Here is a 22,024-nt window from a genome sequence, read left to right on the forward strand (position 1 = left end):
CCCGTCGTCGGGGACCACTCCACCCCGCCGACCTCAGCGCAGGCTGGGACGCACCCAGGTCCGCGCTGTGAATCCGGCGGCGCCGATCACTGCAGTCTCGACGTACTCACTCGGCGCGGTCCGGTGTGCGGAGCCCGTCGAGGCCCCCGAGATCGGGCCCTGCGCCAGGCGGCCGGCCTCGACGCGATGGCGCCGCGAGCACCCCGCCCGCCGTGCGTCGCGCTGACACGCGGCCCTGCAGCCGACACGATGGCCCGATGGACCTGCCCGTGATGCCGCCCGTCGCGCCGATGCTCGCGAAGTCGGTCAAGGAGATCCCCGACGTGGGGCACGTGGAGCCCAAGTGGGACGGCTTCCGCACGATCGTGTTCCGCGACGGCGACGACGTGGAGCTGGGCAGCCGCAACGAGAAGCCGATGACCCGGTACTTCCCCGAGCTCGTGGAGGCCCTGAAGGCGAACCTGCCCGAGCGGTGCGTCGTCGACGGGGAGATCGTCGTGGTCACCGGCGACCAGCTCGACTTCGACGCGCTGCAGCAGCGCATCCACCCGGCGGCCTCGCGCGTGCGGCTTCTCGCGGAGCAGACGCCGGCGTCCTTCGTCGCGTTCGACCTGCTCGCGCTCGGTGACGAGGACCTCACGCGCACGCCGTTCCGCGAGCGCCGCGCGCGGCTCGTCGAGGCGCTGGCGGGTGCGCGCCCGCCCGTCCACGTGACACGCGCGACGGGCGACATGGCCGAGGCGCAGCGCTGGTTCACGCAGTTCGAGGGCGCAGGGCTCGACGGCGTGGTCGCCAAGCCGCTCGACGCGCCCTACCAGCCGGACAAGCGCGCGATGTTCAAGATCAAGCACGAGCGCACGGCGGACTGCGTGGTCGCCGGGTTCCGGTGGCACAAGTCCGGTGACGTCGTCGGGTCGCTGCTGCTCGGGCTGTGGTCGGACGACGGGCACCTGCAGCACGTCGGCGTGAGCGCGTCGTTCCCGATGGCGCGGCGCAAGACCCTCCTCGACGACCTCGCGCCGTACCGCGACGTCGACCTCGCCGACCACCCGTGGGGCTCGTGGGCCGACCAGTCGGCGCACGCCGACCGCCGCATGCCCGGCGCCGTCAGCCGGTGGAACGCCACGAAGGACCTGTCGTTCGTGCCGCTGCGCCCCGAGCTCGTCGTCGAGGTCGCGTACGACCACATGGAGGGCGACCGGTTCCGGCACACCGCCCAGTTCCGGCGCTGGCGCACCGACCGCGACCCGCGCTCGTGCACGTACGCCCAGCTCGACGAGCCGGTGCGGTACGACCTCGCGGACGTCCTCGGCCCGGCGTGACGTGACCGCCCCCGGCGCGTCGGAGCGCGTCGGGCGCGACCTGCGCGGCTACGTCGCGTTCTCGTCGGACGTCGCGGTGCGCTGAGCCGGCGTCAGTCGAGCAGACCCACCGCGTAGCCGATGAAGAAGAGCGCGCACAGCGCGACCACCGCGCCGACCCCGGCGTAGACGAGCCAGTTGGAGCCGGTCGAGCCGACCTTCGGCTGGTGCGCGGACAGGCCCGCCGTCGCCGAGGACTCCCCCGGCGGCGTGTCACCGGGCGCGACGCCGCCACCGGGCTCGAGACCCGGCGTGTCGGCGGGCTCGGGATCGGGCGTGCTGGCTCCGGGCGACTGGCTCATGCGTTCCCTCTCGTCGGGCGTGCTCGTCCCACCGTGGTGCGGCGGGCGCCGCTCGGCAACCCGAGCCGCCGGACGCGACGCGGCTCCCCCACGCCCGGACCAGGCCTCCGGGGTGAACAGCTCCGCGTCGAGGGCGACGGCGGTGTCGAGGGTGACGTACCCACGCTCCTCGAACAGCGCGGTGATGCGGTCCCCCTCGACGACCCACCTCTCGTCCGGACCGCTCCGGCGGCGGCCCCGCACCTTCTGCCGATCTGCACCCGGTTCCGCCCGCCCAGAGGAAGGCCCCGTCCGGCCGACGCGTCGAGCGCCGACCGGCTCCGGACGGGCCGTGGCCGGCGAGCGGGCACACCCCGGCGCACGTACGGTCGAGGCGTCCCCCACGCGTGCGTCCCCCACCCACGGACCGCGCCCCACGCCGCCCCACCGGAGGCCCGCATGAGCTCGTCCCGCCCGCACGACGTCGTGGTGGTCGGTTCGGGCTTCGGCGGGCTGTTCACGACGCGCGCGCTCGCGTCGGTGCCGGGCGTGCGCGTCACGGTGATCAGCGGGACCAACCACCACCTGTTCCAGCCGCTGCTCTACCAGGTGGCGACGGGCGTGCTCTCCTCGGGCGAGGTGGCCCCGGCGACGCGTGACGTGCTGCGCCGCCAGCGCAACGCCCGGGTCCTGCTCGGCGTCGTCGAGGACGTCGACCTCGACGCCCGGGAGGTCGTGCACAGCTCACCCGCCGGCGTGACCCGTACGCGCTACGACAGCCTCGTCGTCGCCGCGGGCGCCGGGCAGTCGTACTTCGGTCACGACGAGTTCGCCGAGCACGCGCCGGGCATGAAGAGCCTCGACGACGCGCTCGAGATCCGCGGGCGCATCTACGGCGCGTTCGAGCTGGCCGAGGTGACGCGCGACGAGGCCGCCGTGGAGCGCCTGCTCACGTTCGTGGTCGTGGGCGCCGGACCGACGGGGGTCGAGATGGCCGGCCAGGTCGCCGAGCTCGCGCACCGCGTGCTGCCGGGGCAGTTCCGCCACGTCGACCCGCGCCGCACGCGCGTGCTGCTGGTCGACCCCGTGGACCACGTGCTGCCGGGCTTCCCCGAGCGGCTGAGCGAGGCGGCGACGCGCGAGCTCGAGGCGCAGGGGGTCGAGATCCGGACCGGCTGGAAGGTGGTCGACGTCGACGCCGAGGCCGTCGAGATCGAGGACGGCGACGGAGGGCGGCAGCGGGTGCCGGCCTCCTGCAAGATCTGGGCCGCCGGGGTGCAGGGTGCGCCCATCGGCCGCGTGCTTGCCGAGCGCGCGGGCGTCGAGACCGACCGGTCCGGCCGTGTGCCCGTGGAGGCCGACTGCACGCTGCCGGGGCACCCGGAGGTGTTCGTCGTCGGCGACCTCATGCGGATGGACGGGCTGCCGGGGGTCGCACAGGTCGCCATGCAGAGCGGGCAGCACGCCGCCGACCAGATCCGCCGCCGCGTCGACGGGCGGCCCACCGGGCAGCCGTTCGCGTACCGGGACAAGGGCAGCATGGCGACGGTGTCCCGCTTCTTCGCCGTCGCGCAGGTCGGCCCCGTGCAGACCTCGGGCTTCGTCGCCTGGCTGCTGTGGCTGGGCGTCCACCTGGTCTACCTCGTCGGCTTCAAGAACCGCCTGACGACGCTGCTGCACTGGGCGGTGTCGTTCGTCGGCCGCGGCCGGGCCGAGCGGGCCGCGACGTGGCAGCAGGTCGTCGGCCGCAACGCGGTGCGTCAGGACGCCGGCGCGTCGTTCGCACCGTGACCCGCGGCGGTCACCAGCCGCCGCCACCGCCGCCGCCGACCCCGCCGCCGGCGGACCCGCCGCTGAACCCGGAGCCGCCGGACGAGCCGGGCGTCGGGGCGCTGATCGCCTCGGTCGCCACCTGCTCGAACCGGTCCACGGCCCCCGCGAAGCCGGTCCCCCAGAAGTAGGGCCCCGCCGCCCACGTGCCGACGTACCAGCCCGGCTCGTCCACCACGCGGCCCTGTGCCGCGAGGTCCGCGAACACGCGCGCCCACCGGTCGGCCAGCCCGAACACGATCGCGTACGGCAGGTAGCGCGAGAACAGGTCCTCGCCCTCCTCGAACCGCAGCTGCTCGGCCTCCGCGGTGGCGAGGTAGCGGCGGAACCCGAGGGTCTGCGCGAGCACCGCGGTGCCGTCGGGCGTGCGCGCGGGGGCCGCCCCGGACAGCGCCAGCACGAGGACGCCCACCAGCGCGACCGCGACCGGCACGAGCGCGAGGCCCGGCACCTGCGACGCGGCGCCGACGACGAACGCCGCGCCGATGCCCGTGACCAGCAGCGCCACCCCGACCACGGCCCACGCCGTGCGCACGGCCTTCGGGTTCGCGCGGAACCAGCGCTTCTCGGTCACGTGCGCGTAGAGGCCGTCCTGGACCTTCGCCATGGCCGACGCGAACGTCGTGCGCAGGTCGGACAGCCGGACCTCGTCGCGCCCCTCGAAGAGCTCCCCGAGCAGGGTCGTCTCGAAGGGCAGCAGCCCCTCGGTGTCCCGGCGCAGCCGGATGAGGTTCCAGTCCTCCGGCTTCGCCTCGGGGTCCGTCCGCGGCACCTCCTCGATCCGCAGCCACCCGCGCACCGCGAGGTCGATGACGGTCGCGGTGACGTCGACCGGGTCGGCCTTCTCGTCGACCAGCGTGCCGATCTCGCCCGGGCGCGTCCCCTCCGGCGGCGTGAACTGCACCGCGACGGCGTCCCGGCGGTCCCGGGGCCCCGTCGCGGCCTCCTGGCCGGCGGCCGGCCGCAGCCCGGGCGTGAGGCCGAGGTACGCGCGGTCGCGGCCGGTGCGCCGCACGCGCGCCACGGCGAGGAACGACCCGAGCGCCAGGACGCCCGCCGCGACCCCGCCGCCCACGCTCAGCGGCCGCACGGGCGCGAAGGGGTCGAGCTTCTCGCGCAGGATCGGGTCGGCGCCCGCGAACGTGCCGCCGGGCCAGCCCGTGACGGTCGTGACGCGGTCGCCGACCGGGACGACGTCCTGGACGAACGTCGCGGACGTCCCGTCGGCCTCGGCCGCGGTGCACGGCGTCGTCGCGCCCTCCGGTCCGGCGAAGCAGGCCACGCCCTCGACGGCCGCGGGCCCCGACACCGCGACCCGCACGTCCGAGACCGGCACCTCCCAGCCGCCGCCGATGACGTCCCAGTACAGCTCGTCGCCGGTGTGCTGCGCGTTGGCGGGGTTCAGCCACCCGCGCACGCTGAACGCCACCCGGTACGTCTGCACGCCCGACACGTCGTCGACGTCCTCGTCGCCGATGCGCAGCACCATCGCGCTGCCCTCGTCCTCGCGGTCGAGGTCCGCGGGCGCCCCGGTGGGGCTCTCGACGCTGACGTCGTCGTACTCGAAGACGCGGTCGAGCTCGTCGTCGTACGGCACGCGCGTCGGGTAGGTCAGGTACGGGCCGTGCCCGGGCTCGTCGCCGAAGTCGAAGTCGAGCTCGATCTCCACGCGGACGGACCCGTCGGTGGCGACGTCGGCCTGCGCGTCGTACCGCGTGATCTCCCGGCCGGATGTCAGGTCGCCCGGCGTCGTACGCACGGCCGACGTGGCGGGCGGCGGCGCGAGCAGGATGACGCCGACGGCCAGGACGAGCGCGAGCGCGACCACCGCGAGGCGTCGCAGCGCGCCCGTCAGGGTGCGGACCTCCGCACGCACGTCGTCCCGGCCGCGCGGAGGCACCCCCGCCGGCCGCTGGGCCGCGTCGTGGGGCGTCACCGGTCGCGCTTCTCCCGGATCGCGCGCTGCGCCTCGAGGTTGTCCTGCCGCTCGCGCAGCGTCTGGCGCTTGTCGTACTCGCGCTTGCCGCGGGCGAGGGCGATCTCGATCTTCGCGCGCCCGTCGAGGAAGTACAGGGCGAGCGGCACGACCGTCTGCCCCTTCTCGCGCGTCTTGGACTCGAGCCGGTCGATCTCGTCGCGGTGCAGCAGCAGCTTGCGCTTGCGCCGCGGCGCGTGGTTCGTCCACGTGCCCTGCGAGTACTCGGGGATGTGCACGCCGTGCAGCCAGGCCTCGTGCCCCTCGATCTCCACCCAGCCGTCGATGAGCGAGGCGCGCCCGGCACGCAGGGCCTTCACCTCGGTGCCGGACAGGACCATGCCGGCCTCGAAGACGTCCTCGATCAGGTAGTCGTGCCGCGCCTTGCGGTTGGCGGCGACCATGGTGCGTCCGGTCGTCGCCTTGGCCACGGCTCGGCCCTCCTCGTGTCTGCTGGGGTCGTGTCTGCTCGGTCGTGTCTGCTCGGTCGTGTCTGCTCGGTCGTGTCTGCTCGGTCGTGTCTGCTCGGTCGTGTCTGCGGGGGTGCTGCGGCGGATGCGAGCCGGGCACGGGCCCGCCGCTCGACCGGCGTGCCGCACGAGCGTACCCGCGGGCACCGACGCACCCCAGGCGAATGCGGGTGCGGGCGTCAGAGCCCGAGGTAGGGCCGCGGGTTCTGCGCCGCTCCGTTGACGTACACCTCGAAGTGGAGGTGGCACGCGGCGGACGTCCCCGTGTTCCCCGCGTAGCCGAGCAGCTGCCCCGCGGAGACGTTCGACCCGGCGCCCACGACGAACGACGACATGTGGTTGTAGCTCGACATGAGGGACGAGCCGTTGACCCAGCCGTGGTCGATCATGACCTGGTTGCCGTACCCGCTGCGGTAGCGGGCCCACTGCACGCTGCCCGAGCGCCCCGCGTACACGGGCTCGCCGCAGCGGTCGCGCAGGTCGATGCCGGCGTGCATGCGGTGGTAGCCGAGCACCGGGTGCAGGCGCATCCCGTACTCGGACGTCACGTAGAGCGGGCTGTGCGCGGTGGGGTTGGCGAACATCGCGCCCGGCTTCGCACCGCCCGGCTGGGGGCTGGTGCCGCCGCCTCCGCCGCCACCTCCACCGCCGCCGCCCGTGCTGGGCCGGCCGGCGGCCGCGGCGGCGGCCGCCGCCGCGGCGCGCTCGGCCTCGACCCGGGCACGCTCGGCCCGCTGCTGCTCGACGATCTGCGCGAGCTCGGACGCCACCGCCTGCCGCTCGGCGTCGACGGCCGCCGCCTGCGCGGCGGCCTCCGCCTTCTGCGACTCGATGACGGCCTTCTTGGCCTGCTGCTCGGCGAGCAGCCGCTCGACCTCCGCCTTCGCCACCTCGGCCGCGGCCTGCGCCTGCTGCGCCTCGGCGAGCTTCTGGTCGGCCGCCGCCTTGATCTCGGAGACCTTGTCGCGCACGGCCGTCTGCCGGGCCTGCGCGTTCTTGTTCTTGGCGACGATCTCCTGCAGCTCGTCGAGCACCTGCGACTGCGTGCGCATGGCGGTGGAGACCATGCCGTAGCGCTCGACGAAGTCCTGCGAGCTCTCGGCGTCGAGCATGACGCTCATGCCCGACACGTCGCGGCCGCCCTTGTACGCCTCACGTGCCATCTGACCGATGGCGGCACGGATCTCGACCTCGCGGGCGTCGTCGACGACGATCTGCTCCGCGATCGCCGCCTCCTCGTCCTCCGCCGCGGCGAGGCGGGCCGCCTGCAGGTCGGCCTCGCGCTGCGCCGCCTGCGCCGCGGCCACGGCCGCGTCGAGCGCGGCCTGGGCCTGCGGCAGCTGCGCCTCCACCGCGGCCAGCTCCTCGACGGCCGCCCGCAGCGCGCCGTCGAGCTCGTCCATCGCCTCGGCGAGGTCCGCGGCACGCTGCTCCGCCGCGGACGCGCGCTGCTCGGCGGCCGCGCGGCGGTTCGACAGGTCGTCGGCGACCGCTGGCCCCGCGACGCCGAGCAACGTCGGCACGGCCACGGCGAGGGCCGCGAGCGCGGCGACGAGCGGACCGCCGCGGCCGCGTGCGCGCAGGGCGGCGAGGCGGCCGCCGATGCCGGTGCCGGCCGTGCGGGCGGTGCGGTCGGTGCGTCGTCGCATGTCAGACCTTCGTGTAGCGGCTCAGGGTGACGAGGGACGAGATCGCGGCGAGCACGACGGCCACCACGAGCAGGAGCGGCGCGATGCCGAGCACGTCCGCGGTGCTGACGTACGGCACCCACGTCACGGTCTGGCCCAGCCAGTCCGTCACGAGGTACTCGACGCCGAACCACAGCGCGGCGACGGACAGCGCACCACCGACGAGCGCCGCGAGTGCCCCCTCCAGCATGAACGGCAGCTGGATGAACAGGGTCGACGCACCCACGAGCCGCATGATGCCGGTCTCGCGGCGCCGGCTCAGCGCCGACAGCCGGATCGTGGTCGTGATGAGCAGGACCGCCGCGAGCAGCATGATCGCGGCGATGCCGCCCGCGGCCCACGTCGCGCGGTCGAGCACGAGGAAGAGGTTGTCGAACAGGCGGCGCTGGTCCTCGACGTCCTCGACGCCGGGCCGGCCGGAGACCACGTCCGCGACCACCTGGTACTGCTCGGGGTCGGTGAGCTTGATGCGGTACGAGGCGTTCATGTCGTCCACCGTCGCGGCCGACGCCCAGAACTGGTCGCCGAACTGCCGCTGGAACGACTCGTAGGCCGCCTCCTTGGTCTCGGTGAAGACCTCCTCGATGTACGGCGCGACCTCCGGCGCCTCGAGCGCGCCGAGGATGTCCTGGCGCTGCTCCTCGGTCACCTCGCCCGCGGCGCACGTGCGCTCGGCGGAGTTCGCGGGGCAGAGGAAGACGGACACCTCGACCTTGTCGTACCAGTCGTCCTTCATCTTCCCGATCTGCGTCTGCAGCAGGGCAGCGGCGCCGAGGAAGGTGAGGCAGACGAACGTGACGAGCACGACGGAGATGGTCATCGAGAGGTTCCGGCGCAGGCCGATGCCGATCTCGGACAGGATGAACTGGGCGCGCACGGCGGCCTCCTAGCGGTCCGAGCCGTAGACGCCGCGCGACTGGTCGCGCACCATCTCGCCCGTGCTCAGCTCGACCACGCGCTTGCGCATCTGGTCGACGATCTCGTCGTCGTGCGTCGCCATCACGACCGTGGTGCCGGTGCGGTTGATGCGGTCGAGCAGGCGCATGATCCCCAGGGAGGTCGTCGGGTCGAGGTTGCCGGTGGGCTCGTCGGCCAGCAGGATCGACGGCCGGTTGACGAACGCGCGCGCGATCGCGACGCGCTGCTGCTCACCGCCGGACAGCTCGTGCGGGCGGCGCTTCTCCTTGCCGGCGAGGCCGACCATGTCGAGCACGTCGGGCACCGTGGTGAGGATGTGGTGCCGCGGCTTGCCGATCACCTGCAGCGCGAAGGCGACGTTCTCGAACACCGACTTGTTCGGGAGCAGGCGGAAGTCCTGGAACACCGCGCCGATCTGGCGGCGCAGGTGCGGGACCTTCCAGCTCGACAGCGAGCCGAGCTCCTTGCCGGCGACGAACACCCGCCCGGCGGACGCCCGCTCCTCGCGCATCACGAGCCGCAGGAACGTCGACTTGCCGGAGCCGGACGCACCCACGAGGAACACGAACTCGCCCCGCTCGACGTCGAGCGACACGCGGTCGAGCGCGGGGCGGGCGCCCCGGGCGTAGACCTTCGTCACGTTCTCGAAGCGGATCACGGCACGAACCTCGTCCTCGGTCGGGCCGGCCGCGGGCGCGACGGGCCACCCGCAGGGTCGCGGGCCTCATCGAGGGTAGGAACCCCGCCCCGGCACCCGGGGCAGGACACGCCGCCCGCGGGCCGGCGAATCGGTACGCCCGTCCGGGTGGTGCCCGGCTCGTCCCGGATCGTCCCGGGACGCCTCACGCGTCGGCGGGTGCGACCTGCTGACCGCGGCGCCAGCGGACGCCGGCCTCGATGAAGTCGTCGATGTCCCCGTCGAACACGGCGGCCGGGTTGCCGACCTCGTGCTCGGTGCGCAGGTCCTTGACCATCTGGTACGGCTGCAGGACGTAGGAGCGCATCTGGTCGCCCCAGCTCGCCTTGATGTCGCCGGCCATCTCCTTCTTCGTGGCGCGCTCCTCCTCCTGGCGCTGCAGGAGCAGGCGGGACTGCAGGACGCGCAGTGCGGCGGCGCGGTTCTGGATCTGCGACTTCTCGTTCTGCATGGACACGACGATGCCGGTGGGGATGTGCGTCATGCGGACCGCGGAGTCGGTCGTGTTGACGGACTGCCCGCCGGGGCCCGACGACCGGAAGACGTCGACCTTGATCTCCGACTCCGGGATCTCGATGGAGTCGGTCTGCTCGATCAGCGGGATGACCTCGACCGCGGCGAACGACGTCTGCCGGCGGCCCTGGTTGTCGAACGGCGAGATGCGCACGAGGCGGTGGGTCCCGGCCTCGACGGACAGGTGCCCGAACGCGTACGGCGCCTTGACCTCGAAGGTCGCGGACTTCAGGCCGGCCTCCTCCGCGTAGGAGGTGTCGAGCACGGACGTCGCGTAGCCGTGCCGCTCGGCCCAGCGCAGGTACATGCGCATGAGCATCTCGGCGAAGTCGGCGGCGTCGACGCCCCCGGCGCCGGCGCGGATGGTGACGACGGCGTCGCGCTGGTCGTACTTGCCGGCCAGCAGCGTGCGCACCTCGAGCTCGCCCATGTCCTTGCGGATGCCGACGAGCTCGGCCTCCGCCTCCGCGAGCGTGTCGGCGTCGTCCTCCTCGGCGGCCATCTGGACGAGAGTCTCGAGGTCGTCGATGCGCGAGCGCAGGCGGTTGACCCGGTCCAGCTCGGCCTGCGAGGACGACAGGGCGCTGGTGACCTTCTGCGCCGCGTCGGGGTCGTCCCACAGGTCCGGGGCGGACGCCTGCTCGGAGAGCTCGGCGATCTTCGCCCGGAGCGTGGCCGGGTCGCTCACCGACTGGATGGAGTCCAGCGTGGTGCGCAGGTCACGGAGCTCGGCGGGGAAGTCGGTGGTGGCCACGACCGTCCAGGGTACCCGGTGCGCACGCCCCGATCGGCGCCCGGGCGAGCCCCGGCGCGGGGCTCGGGCCGCTGCGGCGACGGCATCCGGGCGGGTCGCGGGTGTCGACATCCGGGGGTCGCGTACGTCGAGGAGGCGTGCCGGGGTGCCGGGCAGCCGGTGCCAGCGGCGGCCGTCCCGATCGTCCGGACGGTCGGCGCGATTTATCTCTTGACCGGTCCAGGTGGGGCCTGTCACTGTACTGGTACAGCACTCTGGAGCGGTACAGATGACACGAGACGAGGAGACGACCATGGACGCGACGGGCATGGGCGTAGGGGCACTGGGGGTCCGGTTGACGCAGGTGCACGCGGAGAGCGCGCGGCCGTGGGCGCCGGAGGTGCCCGAGTCCGCGTACGAGCGGCGGGTGGCGCACCGGGCGGCCCGCCGCGCCGAGCGGGTGCTGCAGCGGGCGCAGGCGCCCGTGCGGGTGGGGACGCCGCGACGGGTGACGGCCGGCGTCCTGCACCGCCTGGCCGACGCCATCGCGCCGGCCGAGCCCGGCGGTGCGCACGGCGCGGGCCGGCCGGTGCGCTGACGTGGCCACCGCCTCTCGCGCGCGCCGGGCCGCCCCGTGACCGCGGAGACCTACGCTGGGACGCATGACGTGCCGGACGGGGTCGCCGTGGGACGAGTGACGCTGCAGACCGTGGCCGACCGGGTCGGCGTGAGCCGCATGACCGTGTCGAACGCGTTCTCGCGGCCGGACCAGCTCTCGCCGGCGCTGCGCGAGAAGATCCTGGCGGCGGCGGCCGCGCTCGGGTACGTGGGGCCCGACCCCGCGGCCCGGGCGCTGGCCCGCCGCAGCTCGGGTGCCGTGGGGGTCGTGCTCACGGACTCCCTGGGCGAGGCGTTCCTCGACCCGGTCGCGGCGGCGTTCTTCGGCTCGCTCGCCGAGTCGCTGGCACCCACCGGCCTGGCGGTCTCGCTCATCCCGGCGGAGAACGTCGGCGGCCACGTCCCGGCGCGGGACCTGCCGTTGGACGCGGCGGTGATCTACGCGTGCGCGGGCGACACCGAGGCGGTCGAGTGGCTGCACAAGCGGCGCCTCCCCCTGGTGTTCGTCGACCAGGAGCCGCTGCCCGGCAGTGCGGGCGTGCTCCTCGACGACCGTGCGGGCGGCCGGCTCGCCGTCGAGCACCTGCTCGCGCTCGGCCACCGCGACGTCGCCGTGCTGACGATGAACAGCGACCGCACGGGTCCCGGCTGGGCCCCGGACCCGCGCGCACCCGGCTCCAACCACGTCTCGCACGAGCGCGTGGCCGGCGCCCTCGACGCGCTCGAGGCCGCAGGGCTGGCGGGCCGTGTGTACGAGGTCGTCGACAACCACGACGAGCTGATCGTCCCGGGCGTCGCGGACCTCGTGGCGAGCCCCGACCGGCCGACGGCGGTCGTCTGCTTCTCCGACCTCATGGCGGCGCACCTGGTGCGCGCCGCGCAGGCGGCCGGGCTCACGGTGCCTGACGACCTCTCGGTGGTCGGCTTCGACGACAGCGTGCACGCACAGACGGTGCGCCCCGCCCTGACGACGGTCCGCCAGGACTTCGCCTCGAAGGGACGGCTGGCGGCGAAGGCGCTCACCGAGGCGGTCGCCCGCGCACGGGAGGCCTCCGACGACGCGGCCGAGGAGCGCACCCCGCCGATCGAGCGGATCCCGGTCGACCTGGTCCTGCGGGACAGCACCGCTCCCCCGCGTCCGCGGGGCTGACGTCGCCCGTCACGAGGCCCGCGCGACCGACTCCGCCTCGAGCGCGATCCCGTCCGACCACGGTGCCAGCAGCCACGTCGGCAGGGCGGGCCGGGTCACCGCCCCGAGCCGCACGACGACGGACCGGCCGTCGGGCGTCGACGCCCCGAGTACGGCCACCCCGTCCCACCGCGCCGCCTCCTCGGGGTGCGCGGCGAGGTAGTCCTCGACGGCGGACCGCACGCTCGCGTCGGTGAGGGGCACGCCGGCGGGTCCGCGCGCGGCGGCGCCGGCGAAGTACCGGTCGTCGGCGACCTCGTCGGCGGCCGCGAGCGCGGCCAGGTCGGCGAGCGCGAGCAGCCGCTTGCGGTCGAGGTGCACGCCCGTGGCGGACACCGTGACCGTGACGAGGAGCAGTGCCAGCACCGCCAGCCCGAGGGCGAGCACCGTGACCTGCCCGTCGTCGCCCGACGCCCGACGGCGCCGCGGCACCGTGCCGCGGCGCCCCTCGCGCCCGGACGTCACGGCGCGACCACGCGGTACGCGTCCACCGCGGCTGTGCGCTCGGCGCGCACCGGCACCTCGAGCGGCACGACGTCGCGGACGAACGCGGGCACGAACGGCAACGGGACCCGCACCTGCACCGTCGCGGTGACCTCGGCGCCGGGCTGCAGGCACGAGGCGGCGGAGCAGCCCACGGCGAGCGCGGCCGACGCGTCGTCGTCGAAGTCCTGGTCGCGCAGCGCGACGCCGACGGCCGTCACGGCCCGCGCCTCCCCCGTCGACGCGTCGGGGGCGGCCACGTAGACGCGCGCCGCCTCGCGCGCCGCCCCCTCGGCCGCGAACGTCGCCGCCTGCAACCGGCCGAGCACGAGCACGAGGTACACGACGGGGACCAGGAGGACGAGCGCGACGCCGAGGAACTCGACGAGCGCGCTCCCGGCGTCGGACGCACCCGCCTGCACGCGTCGGCGCACGGCTGCCCGTGCCCGGGCGACCGCGCGCCGGACCGACCTCACGGCGCCTCGACGGGCGCGTGCCCGTCGACCTCGAGGGTGCCCGCGGGCCCCAGCAGCCCGACGAGCGGGAGCGGCGCCCGGACGGTCACGCGCACGAGGGCGAGGCCGTCCGCGTCCACGCGGTGCGCACTGACGTCCCGCGCGTACGCGTCCGACAGGGACGCACGCAGGAGCGCGACGGTCCGTGCCGCCGCGTCGCCCGGCTCCCGACCGAGGTGTGCCCCGTACCTCGCCCCCTCGGCGGCGGCGTCGATGCAGGTGGCGCGGACGTGCTGGACGATCGCCAGCTGCAGCACCGCCATGAACAGGACGACGACGAGCCCGCCCACGAGGACGAAGTCCACGACGGCCGACCCGCGGTCGCCGGTCAGCCGGCGCTGGGCGTCACGGAGCGGATCGCGGTCTCGAAGAGCTCGGTCAGCGCGTTGCCGGCCACGAACCACAGCACCGAGACGATGCCGGCGGTCATGAGCGTGATGAGCACCCACCCCGGCACGTCGCCCCGGTCCGGCTCGTCCGTCATCGCGAGCAGCCGTCGCTGCACCCGCACCGCGCAGGCGTGCGCCCACCCCGTCATCGTGCACTCCCGTCGTCGCGGGACGGCCCGGTGGCCGCCCCTGCACCGTTGCGCGGGTCACAGACCGACCCGCAGGACCACCACGCTGGGGAAGACGGCGAACAGGACGGTCACCGGGAGGATGAGGAACACCACCGGGATCATCATGAGCACCTCCTTGCGCCCACCGGTCTGCATGAGCGCGCGCCGCCCCTCCTCGCGCACGTCCTGCGCCTGGGCGCGCAGCACGTCGGCCAGCGGGGACCCCCGCTCGACCGCGACCGCGACGCCCTCCGCGAAGCGGGCGAGCGCGGGCATCCCCGTGCGGTCGGCGAGACCGTGCAGCGCCGTCGTGAGCGGTGCGCCGGCGCGCGCCTCCGCGAGCGTGCGCGCCAGCTCGTCGGTGAGCTCCCCGCGCGTCTGCCGCACGACCCGCTCGAGCGCACCGACAGCGCCCTCGCCGGCGCTCACCGCGAGCGCGAGCAGCTCGGTGACGGTCGGCATCTGCGCGAGCATCCGCTCCTCGCGTCGCCGCACCTGGCGGCCGAGCAGCCAGTCGGGCACGAGCACACCCGTGAAGCCGACGACGAGCACGAGCGCCAGCAGCGCCGGCGCCGCACCGCCGCGGCTCGCCGCGAGCGCCAGGGCGAGCACCAGACCGACCGCGAGCCCGAGCGCGCCCCACACGACCTGCTGCGCGCGGAACTGCTCCACGCTCTCGCGTCGTCCCGCGCGCTCGAGGCGACCGCGCAGCTGCGCCGCGGGGGACCCGATGCGCGCCAGCAGACGCACGGCGTCGCCGAGGAACGGGGCGACGAGCCGGTCGAGCGTCCCCCACGGCCCGCGTGCGGCCGGCGCGCGCAGCAGCGCGGAGGTGCCGCGCACCCGCAGATACGGGGCGACCCGCTGGTCGAGCGTGGTCCGGCGCGAGCCGAGGCGCCACACCACGAGGGCGAGCCCCGTCCCGCCGACGAGGCCGACGAGCGCCCCGAGCACCGCGGGGCTCACCGCAGCACCCTCGGGTCGTCGGGCAGCCGCGCGACGCGGAGCATCAGCCGGTACGCCACCACGGTGGCGACGCCGCCGGCGAGCAGCACGAGAGCGCCGGCCGTGGAGTCGTACGCCCGCAGCGCCTCGGGGCGGGTCGCCAGCATCGCGAGCACCGCCCACGGAGCGGCGACCGCGAGCCGCGCGGCGTACACGGTCCAGCTCTGCCGCGCCTCGATCTCGCCGCGGGTCCGCAGGTCGTCGCGGAGGAACGAGGACAGGGTGCGCAGGAGCCGCCCGAGGTCCGTCCCGCCGACGTCACGCGTGAGCCGCAGCGCCGCCACCACGCGATCCGCCACGGGGTCGGCGAGCCGCTCCTTCAACGCGTCGAGGCTGTCCGCGAAGCGGCCGGTCGCGCGGTAGTCCTCGGCGAACGCCCGGAACGGCGCCCGGAGCTCGGCGGGGCCGCGGTCGCCCACCTGCGCGACGGCCTCCGGCAGCGAGAGCCCGGCGCGCACGCCCGAGGCGAGGTGGTCGACGACGTCCGGCCACAGCGCCCGCGTGCTCGCGAGACGTCGTCGTGCGCGGCCGCGCACGAGCGCCCACGGCGCGGCGGCGCCGAAGGCGCCGAAGCACGCGGCGACGGCCGGCACCGGCACCACGAGCAGGGCGACGGCGCCGACCAGCAGCCCGACGAGGACGCTGACCGCCACGAGCCCGCCCGGGGTCACACCGGTGACCTCCGCCTGCGTCAGCGTGTCGCGGACGGTCTGCGACCACGCCACCGCCCGGTCGCCGCCGCGGTCCCGGACCGGCCAGAACGACCACCACACCGACGCGAGGCCGGCCCCGAGCAGCAGTCCCGCGACGACGCCCACGATCAGCCCTTCCGCAGGAGGGCGACGACGTCGACGCCCGCGCGCGCGAACCGCTCGACGTGCGGCGGGAACCCGTCCGCGCGCACGAGCACGCCGTCGCGCGTGGTGAACACGTCGGCGGTCTCGACGACGCCCGCCTCCACACGCCCGGGCACCGCGACCACCTCACGGGTCCGCCGCCGCCCGTGGCGGTCGAGCTCCAGGTGCACGACGAGGTCCACGGCCGACGCGACGGTCGGGAGCACGAACCGGTCGGTGATGTTCTCCCCCGCGAGCAGCGGCAGCGTGCACAGCTTGACGAGCGCCTCCCGCGCGGAGCTGGCGTGGATGGTGCACATCGCCGGCACGCCCGCGTTCAGGGCGATGAGCAGGTCGAGCGCCTCCGCCTCCCGCACCTCGCCGACGAGGATGCGGTCCGGGCGCATGCGCAGCGCCTCCTTCACGAGGCGGCGCAGGGGGATCTCGCCCGTGCCCTCGAGATTCGGCTGCCGGCACTGCATGGCGACCCAGTCGCGCACGGCCGGCCGCAGCTCGAAGACCTCCTCGCAGGTGATCACGCGCTCGCGCGGCGGGATCGCCCCCGCCAGCGCGTTGAGCATCGTCGTCTTGCCGGCCTGGGTCGCCCCCGACACCAGCACGTTCAGCCCCGCCCGTACCGCCGCCCGGAGGAAGGCCGCTGCCTGCGGCGTCAGCGAGCCGAGCCCCACGACGTCGTCGAGGCTGGTCGCCCGCACGACGTACTTGCGGATGTTGACGCTCCAGTGCCGCCGGGTCACGTCGGGGATCACGGCGTGCAGCCGCTCCCCGCCGGGCAGCGACGCGTCGACGAACGGTGAGGACAGGTCGAGGCGCCGGCCCGAGACCTTGAGCATCCGCTCGACGAGGTCGTGCACCTGCTCCTCGGTGAGGATCGTCGTCGTCAGCTCCGGCTCGCCGCGGCGGGCGACGAACACCTGCGAGGGGTTGTTGATCCAGATCTCCTCGACCTCGTCGTCGTCGAGGTACCGCTGCAGCGGCCCGAGTCCCGCGACCGCGTCGAGCACGGCCTTGTGCGCGGCGGCGGCGTCGGGCAGCCGCGGCACGGCGCCGAGCAGCGACCGTTCGTCGTAGTCGGCCATCACCGCCTGCACGAGCTGGTGCACGCCGGCGCGGTCCCGCACGGGGTCGACGCCACGCCGGCGGATCAGCTCGCGCACCTCGCCCTCGAGGATCGCCACCCCGTCCATGCCTCACCCCGCGCCACGATGTCGGTTTCGTCCGGTTCGAGGCGTTACGGTAGGGCATGACGGTGCGCGCCGGCGCGCACCGTCCACAGGGTGCGCCGGACCCCGGCGGCGGCGGGCCTAGGAGCCGATGGACCCCAGCGTCCACCCGTCGAGGCGGTCGAGGCGCACGCGCCACAGGCCCAGCCACGTCCCCGACGGGACCAGGACCGCGTCCTTGAGGTTGACGTACCCGAAGGCCGGTTCGGCGCCGCTCTCGCGCGCCGCCACCTCGCGCTCCCTGCCGTCCGCGTCGACCGTGCGCAGGCCGTCCGCGACGTCGTCGCCCACGGGGCTCGGCAGCACCTCGCGGAACTCCTCGCCGAGCAGGTGGACCCACGTCTCCTGCGGGACCGCGATGCCGGCGACCACGGTGCCGCTGCACGAGAGCGTCAGGGGGATCTCGTTGCGGGAGTCGCCGCCCAGGAACACGCGGGCGAGGTACTCGAAGAACGGGTCGGGCGGGTCGGTCCGGGGCGTCGGCGCACCGTCGGCGCCGCGTGCGTTCGTGCTCACCTCCGGCACGGGGGCATCAGAAGCCGTCATGCTCGCGAACATAGGGCACGAGCGGGCCGGACGCCGGGGAAGGGGCGGGGGCGCGTCGCCACCCGGTGCGCCACGGCGGCCGCGACCGCGGTCGCGGCGCGTGGTCCCGCGCGCCCCCCGCTACGGTGGACGGGTGACCAGCCCCTACCCCACCGGTGACCAGCACGAGCTGCGCCTCGGCGCGCAGGTCGCCGTCATCACGTCCGTCGGCGCGAGCATCCGCGAGTACCGGGTGGGCGACCGTGACGTCGTCCTGCCGTTCGCCGCCGAGTCCCTCGCCCCCGCGTTCTCGGGCGCGGTGCTGGCGCCGTGGCCCAACCGCATCCGCGACGGCGTCTACGCCTACCGCGGGACCACCTACCAGCTGCACCTCAGCGAGCCGCCGCGCGGCGTCGCCATCCACGGCCTGGTCGCGTACGCGCGGTTCGACGTCGTGGAGCGGTCGGACGACGCCGTCACGCTGCGCCACGACCTCGTGCCCACACCGGGCTACCCGTGGTCGCTGCGGATCGAGCAGACGTACCGCCTGACGGATCGCGGCCTCGACGTCACGACCGTCGCCACGAACCTCGGTGACGACGTCGCGCCGTACGGCGTCGGGTACCACCCGTGGCTCTCCCCCGGCCCCGGCACGGTCGACGAGTGCACGCTCCAGGTGGACGCCGCGCGCCACGTCGACGTCGACAACCGTCTGCTGCCCACCGTCACGGAGCCCGTCGCGGGCGTGTTCGACCTGCGCCAGCCGAAGCCGCTCAAGGGCGTCCAGCTCGACGACGCGTGGGTCGAGCCGATCCGCGACGCCGACGGCCTCTCCTGGGTCCGGCTGACCGGCTCCGACGGCCGGACGGTCGCCATGTGGGCGGACGCGACCCTGCCGGCGTGGCAGGTCTGCACCGGTGACGGCCTCGAGGGCATCCAGCGCGGCGGGGTCGCCGCCGAGCCGATGTCCTGCATCGCCGACGCCTTCCGCACCGGCGACCTGCTCGTCGAGCTCGAGGGCGGTGGCACGCACGAGGCCCACTGGGGCCTCGGCCTGATCTGACGCGTCGCCCCGACACGCGAGGGCCGGCGGTGCACCTGCACCGCCGGCCCTCGTCACGTCTGCCCTCGTCACTTCTTCCCGGGTCACCGGGCGGAGGCGTCAGCCGTAGTACTCGCCGTCCGCCTTCACGCCCTTGATGTACTCCCAGTGCCACGGCTCGTACGGGCCCGAGCCGCCGCGCTTCGCCCACGTCGGGTTCTCCCACCCGTAGATCGGCGCGTTGTCGTTCATCCAGGCGAAGCGCGTGCTGTTGTCCTGCAGCCCGCACAGGTCGAGCGCGAGGCCCCACCCGTGGTTGCTCTTGCCGGGCGTGGCCGCGAGGCCGCCCTTCTGCGCCTTCACGGACTTCTGCTGCGCGAGCGTCCGGTAGCCGGAGGTCAGGCAGATGTCCGTGCCGAACCGGGCGACGTACGCCGTGTTGAGCTCCGCGAGCGCGACCGCGGCGTCGGCGCGGATCTGCGTGCGCCCGTCCCAGAGCTCGCACAGGTCGTCGGTCGAGAGCTGGCCGTTCGCGCCGGAGGGGCGGGCCACGCCGTCGCAGCCGGGCAGCACCGAGCGCTCGGCGGCACGGGACACGTCCATCGCGGCACGCAGGCGGGCCGAGCCGTCGGCGGAGACGAGCGACGTGGGCGGCAGGTCCGAGAGCGGCAGCGCCGTGAGGGCCGTGACCGTGGAGGGGTGGTGCACCTCGGTCGTGGTGGCGCCGAGGACCATCTCGCCGCGCTCCAGGCCCTGCGTGACCGGCACGACGAGCGTCACGCCGGCGAGCGCGGCCAGCACGGCGAGGCGTCCGACCACGGTCGTGGACCGGCGCCGGGCCGGCGACGCACCACCGTGCGCGGCGACCGGGAGGACCTCGACCACGTCCTGCGCGGCCGGGACCTCGACGCGGCGCGAGCGCGGCCGGGCCGCGTCCGTCTCACGAAGGGAACGACGGGTCCGGGGAGTCGGCTCCATTGCGTGCGACTCCACGACACCTCCGCTGCGACCCTGCTGTCGACTCGTTCCTGGCGGAGCGGTCACGGAACCATAACGGCCCCTGTGACAGCGCGTCCAGGGCCCCCGCCACCGCCCACGCCGTGGCATAACCGGACAGAACGCCCGACACGCCGCACGACACGCCGCGAGCGCCGGACGTACGTCACACCGGTGCGCGTCCTACGGGATCTGCCCGCGCTGCATCGCGTCCCGGACCTCGCCGACCAGCTCCTCGAGGATGTCCTCCAGGAAGACCACGCCCACCGCCTGCCCGTCGACGTCCACGCGCGCCAGGTGCGACCCCGACCGCTGCATCGCGGCGAGCGCCGTCTCCACTTCGTCGTCGGGGCCGACCACCGCGAGCGTGCGCACGCGCCACGTCGGCACCGGCAGGGTGCGCGAGACGTCGTCGGCGTAGAGCACGTCCTTGATGTGCAGGTACCCGGTCGGCGCCCCCGCGGCGTCCGCGACGGCGAACCGGCTGAACCCGGTCCGCGCGACGAGGTGCTCGATGTCGTCCGGGGTCGACCCCTCCCCCACGGTGACGAGGTCGCCGACGGGCACCATGACCTGCGCCGCCGTGCGGTCCGAGAACTCGATCGCGCCCGCGAGCAGACCCTGCTCGTCCGCGAGCAGACCCTGCGCCTGCGACTGCTCGACGATGTGCTGCACCTCCTCCGCGGTGTACGCGGAGGCGACCTCGTCCTGCGGCTCCACGCGGAACAGGCGCAGGACGTGGTTCGCGAGCCAGTTCAGCCCGGAGATCACGGGACGCACCACGCGGGCGACCCACACGAGCGCGGGGCCGAACAGCAGCACCGCGCGGTCCGGGCCGGCGACCGCGAGGTTCTTGGGGACCATCTCGCCGAGCACCACGTGCAGGTACACGACGACGAGCAGCGCCACCACGAAGGCGATCGGGTGCGTGAGCGTGTCCGGCACGCCGAGCGCGTGCAGCGGGTCCTCGATCAGGTGGGCGATCGCCGGCTCGGCGACCAGGCCGAGGCTGGTCGAGCACACGGTGATGCCGAGCTGCGCGGCCGCGAGCATGAGCGACACGTGCTCCATGGCCCACAGCACGGTCACGGCGCGCTTGTCGCCCGCCTCGGCCAGCGGCTCGATCGCGGAGCGGCGGGCCGACATGAGCGCGAACTCGGCACCGACGAAGAACGCGTTCGCGGCCAGCAGCACGACCGCGAGGAGGAGCGCGAGGGAGCTGTCCATCAGGCGTCCGCCTCCTCGGTGTCGGCGACCTCGACCCGCACGCGCTCGACGCGCCGGCCGTCCATCCGCTCCACGTGCAGCCGCACGGCGCCCTCCACGACCTCGTCACCCTCCGCGGGGATGCGCCCCAGCCGCGCCATCAGCAGGCCGCCGAGCGTCTCGTAGGGGCCGTCGTCGGGGACGCGCAGCCCCGTGGCCTCGCGCAGCTCGTCGGGGCGGGTGACGCCCGGCAGGACCCACGCACCGTCCGCGCGGCGCGCGGCGGTGCTGCGCGTGCGGTCGTGCTCGTCCGCGACCTCGCCGACGAGCTCCTCGACGACGTCCTCGAGCGTGACGACCCCGGAGGTGCCGCCGTACTCGTCGACCACGACCGCCATCTGCAGGCCCTGCGCGCGCAGCTCGACCAGCAGCGGGCCGAGCCGGACGGTCTCCGGCACGCGCGGCGCCTCGACCATGAGGGCGGCCGCGGGCACCTCGGACCGGCGGTCGTGCGGGACGGCCATCGCCTTGCGCAGGTGCACCAGCCCGACGACGTCGTCCGTCGAGTCCCCGATCACCGGGAACCGCGAGTGCCCCGTGTGCCGGGCGAGGGCCATCACGTCGGCCGCGGTGTCGTCGTCGCGGCGCACGACGACCATGCGCGTCCGGTCGGTCATGACGTCGACCGCCGTGAGCGTCGTGAAGTCGATCGAGTTGGTCAGCAGCGTCGCGGTCGACGCGTCGAGCGTGCCCTGCTCGGCGGAGCGGCGGACCAGCGACGCCAGCTCGGCCGGGGACCGGGCGCCGGACAGCTCCTCGCGGGGCTCGACGCCGACGCGGCGCAGCAGCGCGTTGGCCGTGCCGTTCGTCATCGCGATGACGGCGCGCAGGGCGGTCGTGAACCCGAGCTGCAGGGGCGCGACGAGCCGGGCGGTGCGCAGCGGCGCGGCGATCGCGAAGTTCTTCGGCACGAGCTCGCCGAACAGCATCGAGAAGCCGTTGACGAGCAGCACCGCGAGCGCGCCGGCGACGGCCCCCGCGACCGCGCGACCCAACCCCGACGACTCGAGCGGCACGCCGAGCAGCCGCACGACCGCCGGCTGGGTGGTGTAGCCGAGCAGGACCGTCGTCACCGTGATGCCCACCTGGGCGCCCGACAGCTGGGTCGAGAGGCGGCGCAGGGACCGGACCACGGCGCGTCCGCGCGCGTCGTCCTGCCCCTCCTGCTGCTCGACGAGCGTCGGGTCGAGCGTGACGAGGGAGAACTCCGCGGCGACGAAGACGGCGGTGCCGACCGTGAGCAGCACGCCCAGGCCGACGAGCAGCCAGTCGGTCAGCAC

At 74.8% G+C, this 22,024-nt stretch carries 23 protein-coding genes; 5 read left to right on the top strand and 18 right to left on the bottom strand.

The genetic code is table 11. The features are described from left to right. The first annotated feature begins 257 nt into the window (after nucleotides 1–257). A complete protein-coding gene (locus E5225_RS11880; RefSeq protein ID WP_135971884.1) occupies nucleotides 258–1,322 on the top strand; it encodes an ATP-dependent DNA ligase in 1,065 nt (354 codons plus the stop codon). A gap of 92 nt (nucleotides 1,323–1,414) precedes the next feature. On the opposite strand, the gene E5225_RS11885 is transcribed toward E5225_RS11880, so the two are convergent. Continuing rightward, on the bottom strand, nucleotides 1,415–1,663 hold the full coding sequence (locus E5225_RS11885) for a DUF6480 family protein (RefSeq protein WP_135971976.1): 249 nt from the start codon (nucleotides 1,661–1,663) through the stop codon (nucleotides 1,415–1,417). A 438-nt stretch (nucleotides 1,664–2,101) separates the two neighbouring features. On the opposite strand from E5225_RS11885, the gene E5225_RS11890 reads away from it, so the two are divergent. Next, nucleotides 2,102–3,433 (top strand): NAD(P)/FAD-dependent oxidoreductase, encoded by a 1,332-nt coding sequence (locus E5225_RS11890; protein ID WP_135971885.1) that lies wholly within the window; start codon nucleotides 2,102–2,104, stop codon nucleotides 3,431–3,433. Nucleotides 3,434–3,443: 10 nt separating this feature from the next. Here the strand turns inward: E5225_RS11890 and E5225_RS11895 are convergent, their stop codons facing one another. The 6 genes from E5225_RS11895 to prfB form a co-directional block, all read right to left on the bottom strand. Then, a complete protein-coding gene (locus E5225_RS11895) occupies nucleotides 3,444–5,408 on the bottom strand; it encodes a DUF2207 domain-containing protein (RefSeq protein WP_243738024.1) in 1,965 nt (654 codons plus the stop codon). Further along, nucleotides 5,405–5,878, bottom strand: coding sequence for an SsrA-binding protein SmpB (gene smpB, locus E5225_RS11900; protein WP_135971886.1), 474 nt, complete (start codon nucleotides 5,876–5,878; stop codon nucleotides 5,405–5,407). The genes E5225_RS11895 and smpB overlap by 4 nt, the downstream gene beginning before the upstream one ends. A 218-nt stretch (nucleotides 5,879–6,096) precedes the next feature. Next, on the bottom strand, nucleotides 6,097–7,566 hold the full coding sequence (locus tag E5225_RS11905) for a M23 family metallopeptidase (RefSeq protein ID WP_135971887.1): 1,470 nt from the start codon (nucleotides 7,564–7,566) through the stop codon (nucleotides 6,097–6,099). 1 nt (nucleotide 7,567) lies between these two features. Further along, entirely contained in the window at nucleotides 7,568–8,482 is a 915-nt protein-coding gene (gene ftsX / locus E5225_RS11910) for a permease-like cell division protein FtsX (RefSeq protein ID WP_135971888.1), read from the bottom strand. A gap of 9 nt (nucleotides 8,483–8,491) precedes the next feature. Further along, nucleotides 8,492–9,181 (bottom strand): cell division ATP-binding protein FtsE, encoded by a 690-nt coding sequence (ftsE, locus tag E5225_RS11915; protein ID WP_135971889.1) that lies wholly within the window; start codon nucleotides 9,179–9,181, stop codon nucleotides 8,492–8,494. A gap of 184 nt (nucleotides 9,182–9,365) precedes the next feature. Continuing rightward, nucleotides 9,366–10,487 (bottom strand): peptide chain release factor 2, encoded by a 1,122-nt coding sequence (prfB, locus tag E5225_RS11920; RefSeq protein WP_135971890.1) that lies wholly within the window; start codon nucleotides 10,485–10,487, stop codon nucleotides 9,366–9,368. 268 nt (nucleotides 10,488–10,755) lie between these two features. On the opposite strand from prfB, the gene E5225_RS11925 reads away from it, so the two are divergent. Both E5225_RS11925 and E5225_RS11930 read left to right on the top strand, forming a co-directional pair. Continuing rightward, entirely contained in the window at nucleotides 10,756–11,064 is a 309-nt protein-coding gene (locus E5225_RS11925) for a hypothetical protein (protein WP_135971891.1), read from the top strand. A gap of 96 nt (nucleotides 11,065–11,160) precedes the next feature. Next, the gene (locus tag E5225_RS11930; protein WP_244243663.1) at nucleotides 11,161–12,234 is read left to right on the top strand and encodes a LacI family DNA-binding transcriptional regulator; all 1,074 of its coding nucleotides are present in this window, start codon (nucleotides 11,161–11,163) and stop codon (nucleotides 12,232–12,234) included. Nucleotides 12,235–12,243: 9 nt separating this feature from the next. Here the strand turns inward: E5225_RS11930 and E5225_RS11935 are convergent, their stop codons facing one another. The 8 genes from E5225_RS11935 to E5225_RS17555 all read right to left on the bottom strand — a co-directional run bounded on the left by E5225_RS11935 (nucleotide 12,244) and on the right by E5225_RS17555 (nucleotide 17,461). Then, a complete protein-coding gene (locus E5225_RS11935; protein ID WP_243738025.1) occupies nucleotides 12,244–12,738 on the bottom strand; it encodes a pilus assembly protein TadG-related protein in 495 nt (164 codons plus the stop codon). Further along, nucleotides 12,735–13,232: a pilus assembly protein gene (locus tag E5225_RS11940; RefSeq protein ID WP_425267380.1), complete on the bottom strand. Its 498-nt coding sequence runs from the start codon at nucleotides 13,230–13,232 to the stop codon at nucleotides 12,735–12,737. The genes E5225_RS11935 and E5225_RS11940 overlap by 4 nt, the downstream gene beginning before the upstream one ends. After that, entirely contained in the window at nucleotides 13,229–13,576 is a 348-nt protein-coding gene (locus E5225_RS11945) for a TadE/TadG family type IV pilus assembly protein (RefSeq protein WP_243738026.1), read from the bottom strand. Before E5225_RS11945 ends, E5225_RS11940 begins: the two co-directional genes overlap by 4 nt. A 23-nt stretch (nucleotides 13,577–13,599) precedes the next feature. After that, nucleotides 13,600–13,809: a hypothetical protein gene (locus E5225_RS11950; RefSeq protein ID WP_135971893.1), complete on the bottom strand. Its 210-nt coding sequence runs from the start codon at nucleotides 13,807–13,809 to the stop codon at nucleotides 13,600–13,602. A 57-nt stretch (nucleotides 13,810–13,866) separates the two neighbouring features. After that, nucleotides 13,867–14,796 (bottom strand): type II secretion system F family protein, encoded by a 930-nt coding sequence (locus E5225_RS11955; RefSeq protein WP_135971894.1) that lies wholly within the window; start codon nucleotides 14,794–14,796, stop codon nucleotides 13,867–13,869. Beyond that, nucleotides 14,793–15,653: a type II secretion system F family protein gene (locus E5225_RS11960; RefSeq protein ID WP_135971895.1), complete on the bottom strand. Its 861-nt coding sequence runs from the start codon at nucleotides 15,651–15,653 to the stop codon at nucleotides 14,793–14,795. Before E5225_RS11960 ends, E5225_RS11955 begins: the two co-directional genes overlap by 4 nt. 2 nt (nucleotides 15,654–15,655) lie before the next feature. Then, complete coding sequence (locus E5225_RS11965) at nucleotides 15,656–16,879, bottom strand: TadA family conjugal transfer-associated ATPase (protein WP_135971897.1); 1,224 nt, start codon at nucleotides 16,877–16,879, stop codon at nucleotides 15,656–15,658. 117 nt (nucleotides 16,880–16,996) lie between these two features. Continuing rightward, nucleotides 16,997–17,461, bottom strand: coding sequence for a hypothetical protein (locus tag E5225_RS17555; RefSeq protein ID WP_166435857.1), 465 nt, complete (start codon nucleotides 17,459–17,461; stop codon nucleotides 16,997–16,999). Between the two features lie 133 nt (nucleotides 17,462–17,594). Between E5225_RS17555 and E5225_RS11975 the strand changes: the two genes are divergently transcribed. Further along, nucleotides 17,595–18,503 (top strand): aldose 1-epimerase family protein, encoded by a 909-nt coding sequence (locus E5225_RS11975; protein WP_243738027.1) that lies wholly within the window; start codon nucleotides 17,595–17,597, stop codon nucleotides 18,501–18,503. Nucleotides 18,504–18,602: 99 nt separating this feature from the next. Here the strand turns inward: E5225_RS11975 and E5225_RS11980 are convergent, their stop codons facing one another. From E5225_RS11980 to E5225_RS11990, 3 genes are all read right to left on the bottom strand, one after another. Continuing rightward, nucleotides 18,603–19,475 carry a M15 family metallopeptidase gene (locus tag E5225_RS11980; RefSeq protein WP_135971900.1) on the bottom strand — a complete coding sequence of 291 codons (873 nt, stop codon included), beginning with the start codon at nucleotides 19,473–19,475 and terminating at the stop codon, nucleotides 18,603–18,605. Nucleotides 19,476–19,661: 186 nt separating this feature from the next. After that, on the bottom strand, nucleotides 19,662–20,705 hold the full coding sequence (locus tag E5225_RS11985) for a hemolysin family protein (protein ID WP_135971901.1): 1,044 nt from the start codon (nucleotides 20,703–20,705) through the stop codon (nucleotides 19,662–19,664). Then, on the bottom strand, nucleotides 20,705–22,024 hold the full coding sequence (locus E5225_RS11990; RefSeq protein WP_135971903.1) for a hemolysin family protein: 1,320 nt from the start codon (nucleotides 22,022–22,024) through the stop codon (nucleotides 20,705–20,707). Before E5225_RS11990 ends, E5225_RS11985 begins: the two co-directional genes overlap by 1 nt.

The sequence above is a fragment of the Cellulomonas shaoxiangyii genome, assembly GCF_004798685.1.
Taxonomy (GTDB): Bacteria; Actinomycetota; Actinomycetes; order Actinomycetales; family Cellulomonadaceae; genus Cellulomonas; species Cellulomonas shaoxiangyii.

Bases quoted from the DNA above. Each gene is read 5' to 3' on its own strand.
- E5225_RS11880 (WP_135971884.1), top strand. From the start codon at position 258: ATGGACCTGCCCGTGATGCCGCCCGTCGCGCCGATGCTCGCGAAGTCG.
- E5225_RS11885 (WP_135971976.1), bottom strand. From the start codon at position 1,663: ATGAGCCAGTCGCCCGGAGCCAGCACGCCCGATCCCGAGCCCGCCGAC.
- E5225_RS11890 (WP_135971885.1), top strand. From the start codon at position 2,102: ATGAGCTCGTCCCGCCCGCACGACGTCGTGGTGGTCGGTTCGGGCTTC.
- E5225_RS11905 (WP_135971887.1), bottom strand. From the start codon at position 7,566: ATGCGACGACGCACCGACCGCACCGCCCGCACGGCCGGCACCGGCATC.
- E5225_RS11925 (WP_135971891.1), top strand. From the start codon at position 10,756: ATGACACGAGACGAGGAGACGACCATGGACGCGACGGGCATGGGCGTA.
- E5225_RS11950 (WP_135971893.1), bottom strand. From the start codon at position 13,809: ATGACGGGGTGGGCGCACGCCTGCGCGGTGCGGGTGCAGCGACGGCTG.
- E5225_RS11965 (WP_135971897.1), bottom strand. From the start codon at position 16,879: ATGGACGGGGTGGCGATCCTCGAGGGCGAGGTGCGCGAGCTGATCCGC.
- E5225_RS17555 (WP_166435857.1), bottom strand. From the start codon at position 17,461: ATGACGGCTTCTGATGCCCCCGTGCCGGAGGTGAGCACGAACGCACGC.
- E5225_RS11985 (WP_135971901.1), bottom strand. From the start codon at position 20,705: ATGGACAGCTCCCTCGCGCTCCTCCTCGCGGTCGTGCTGCTGGCCGCG.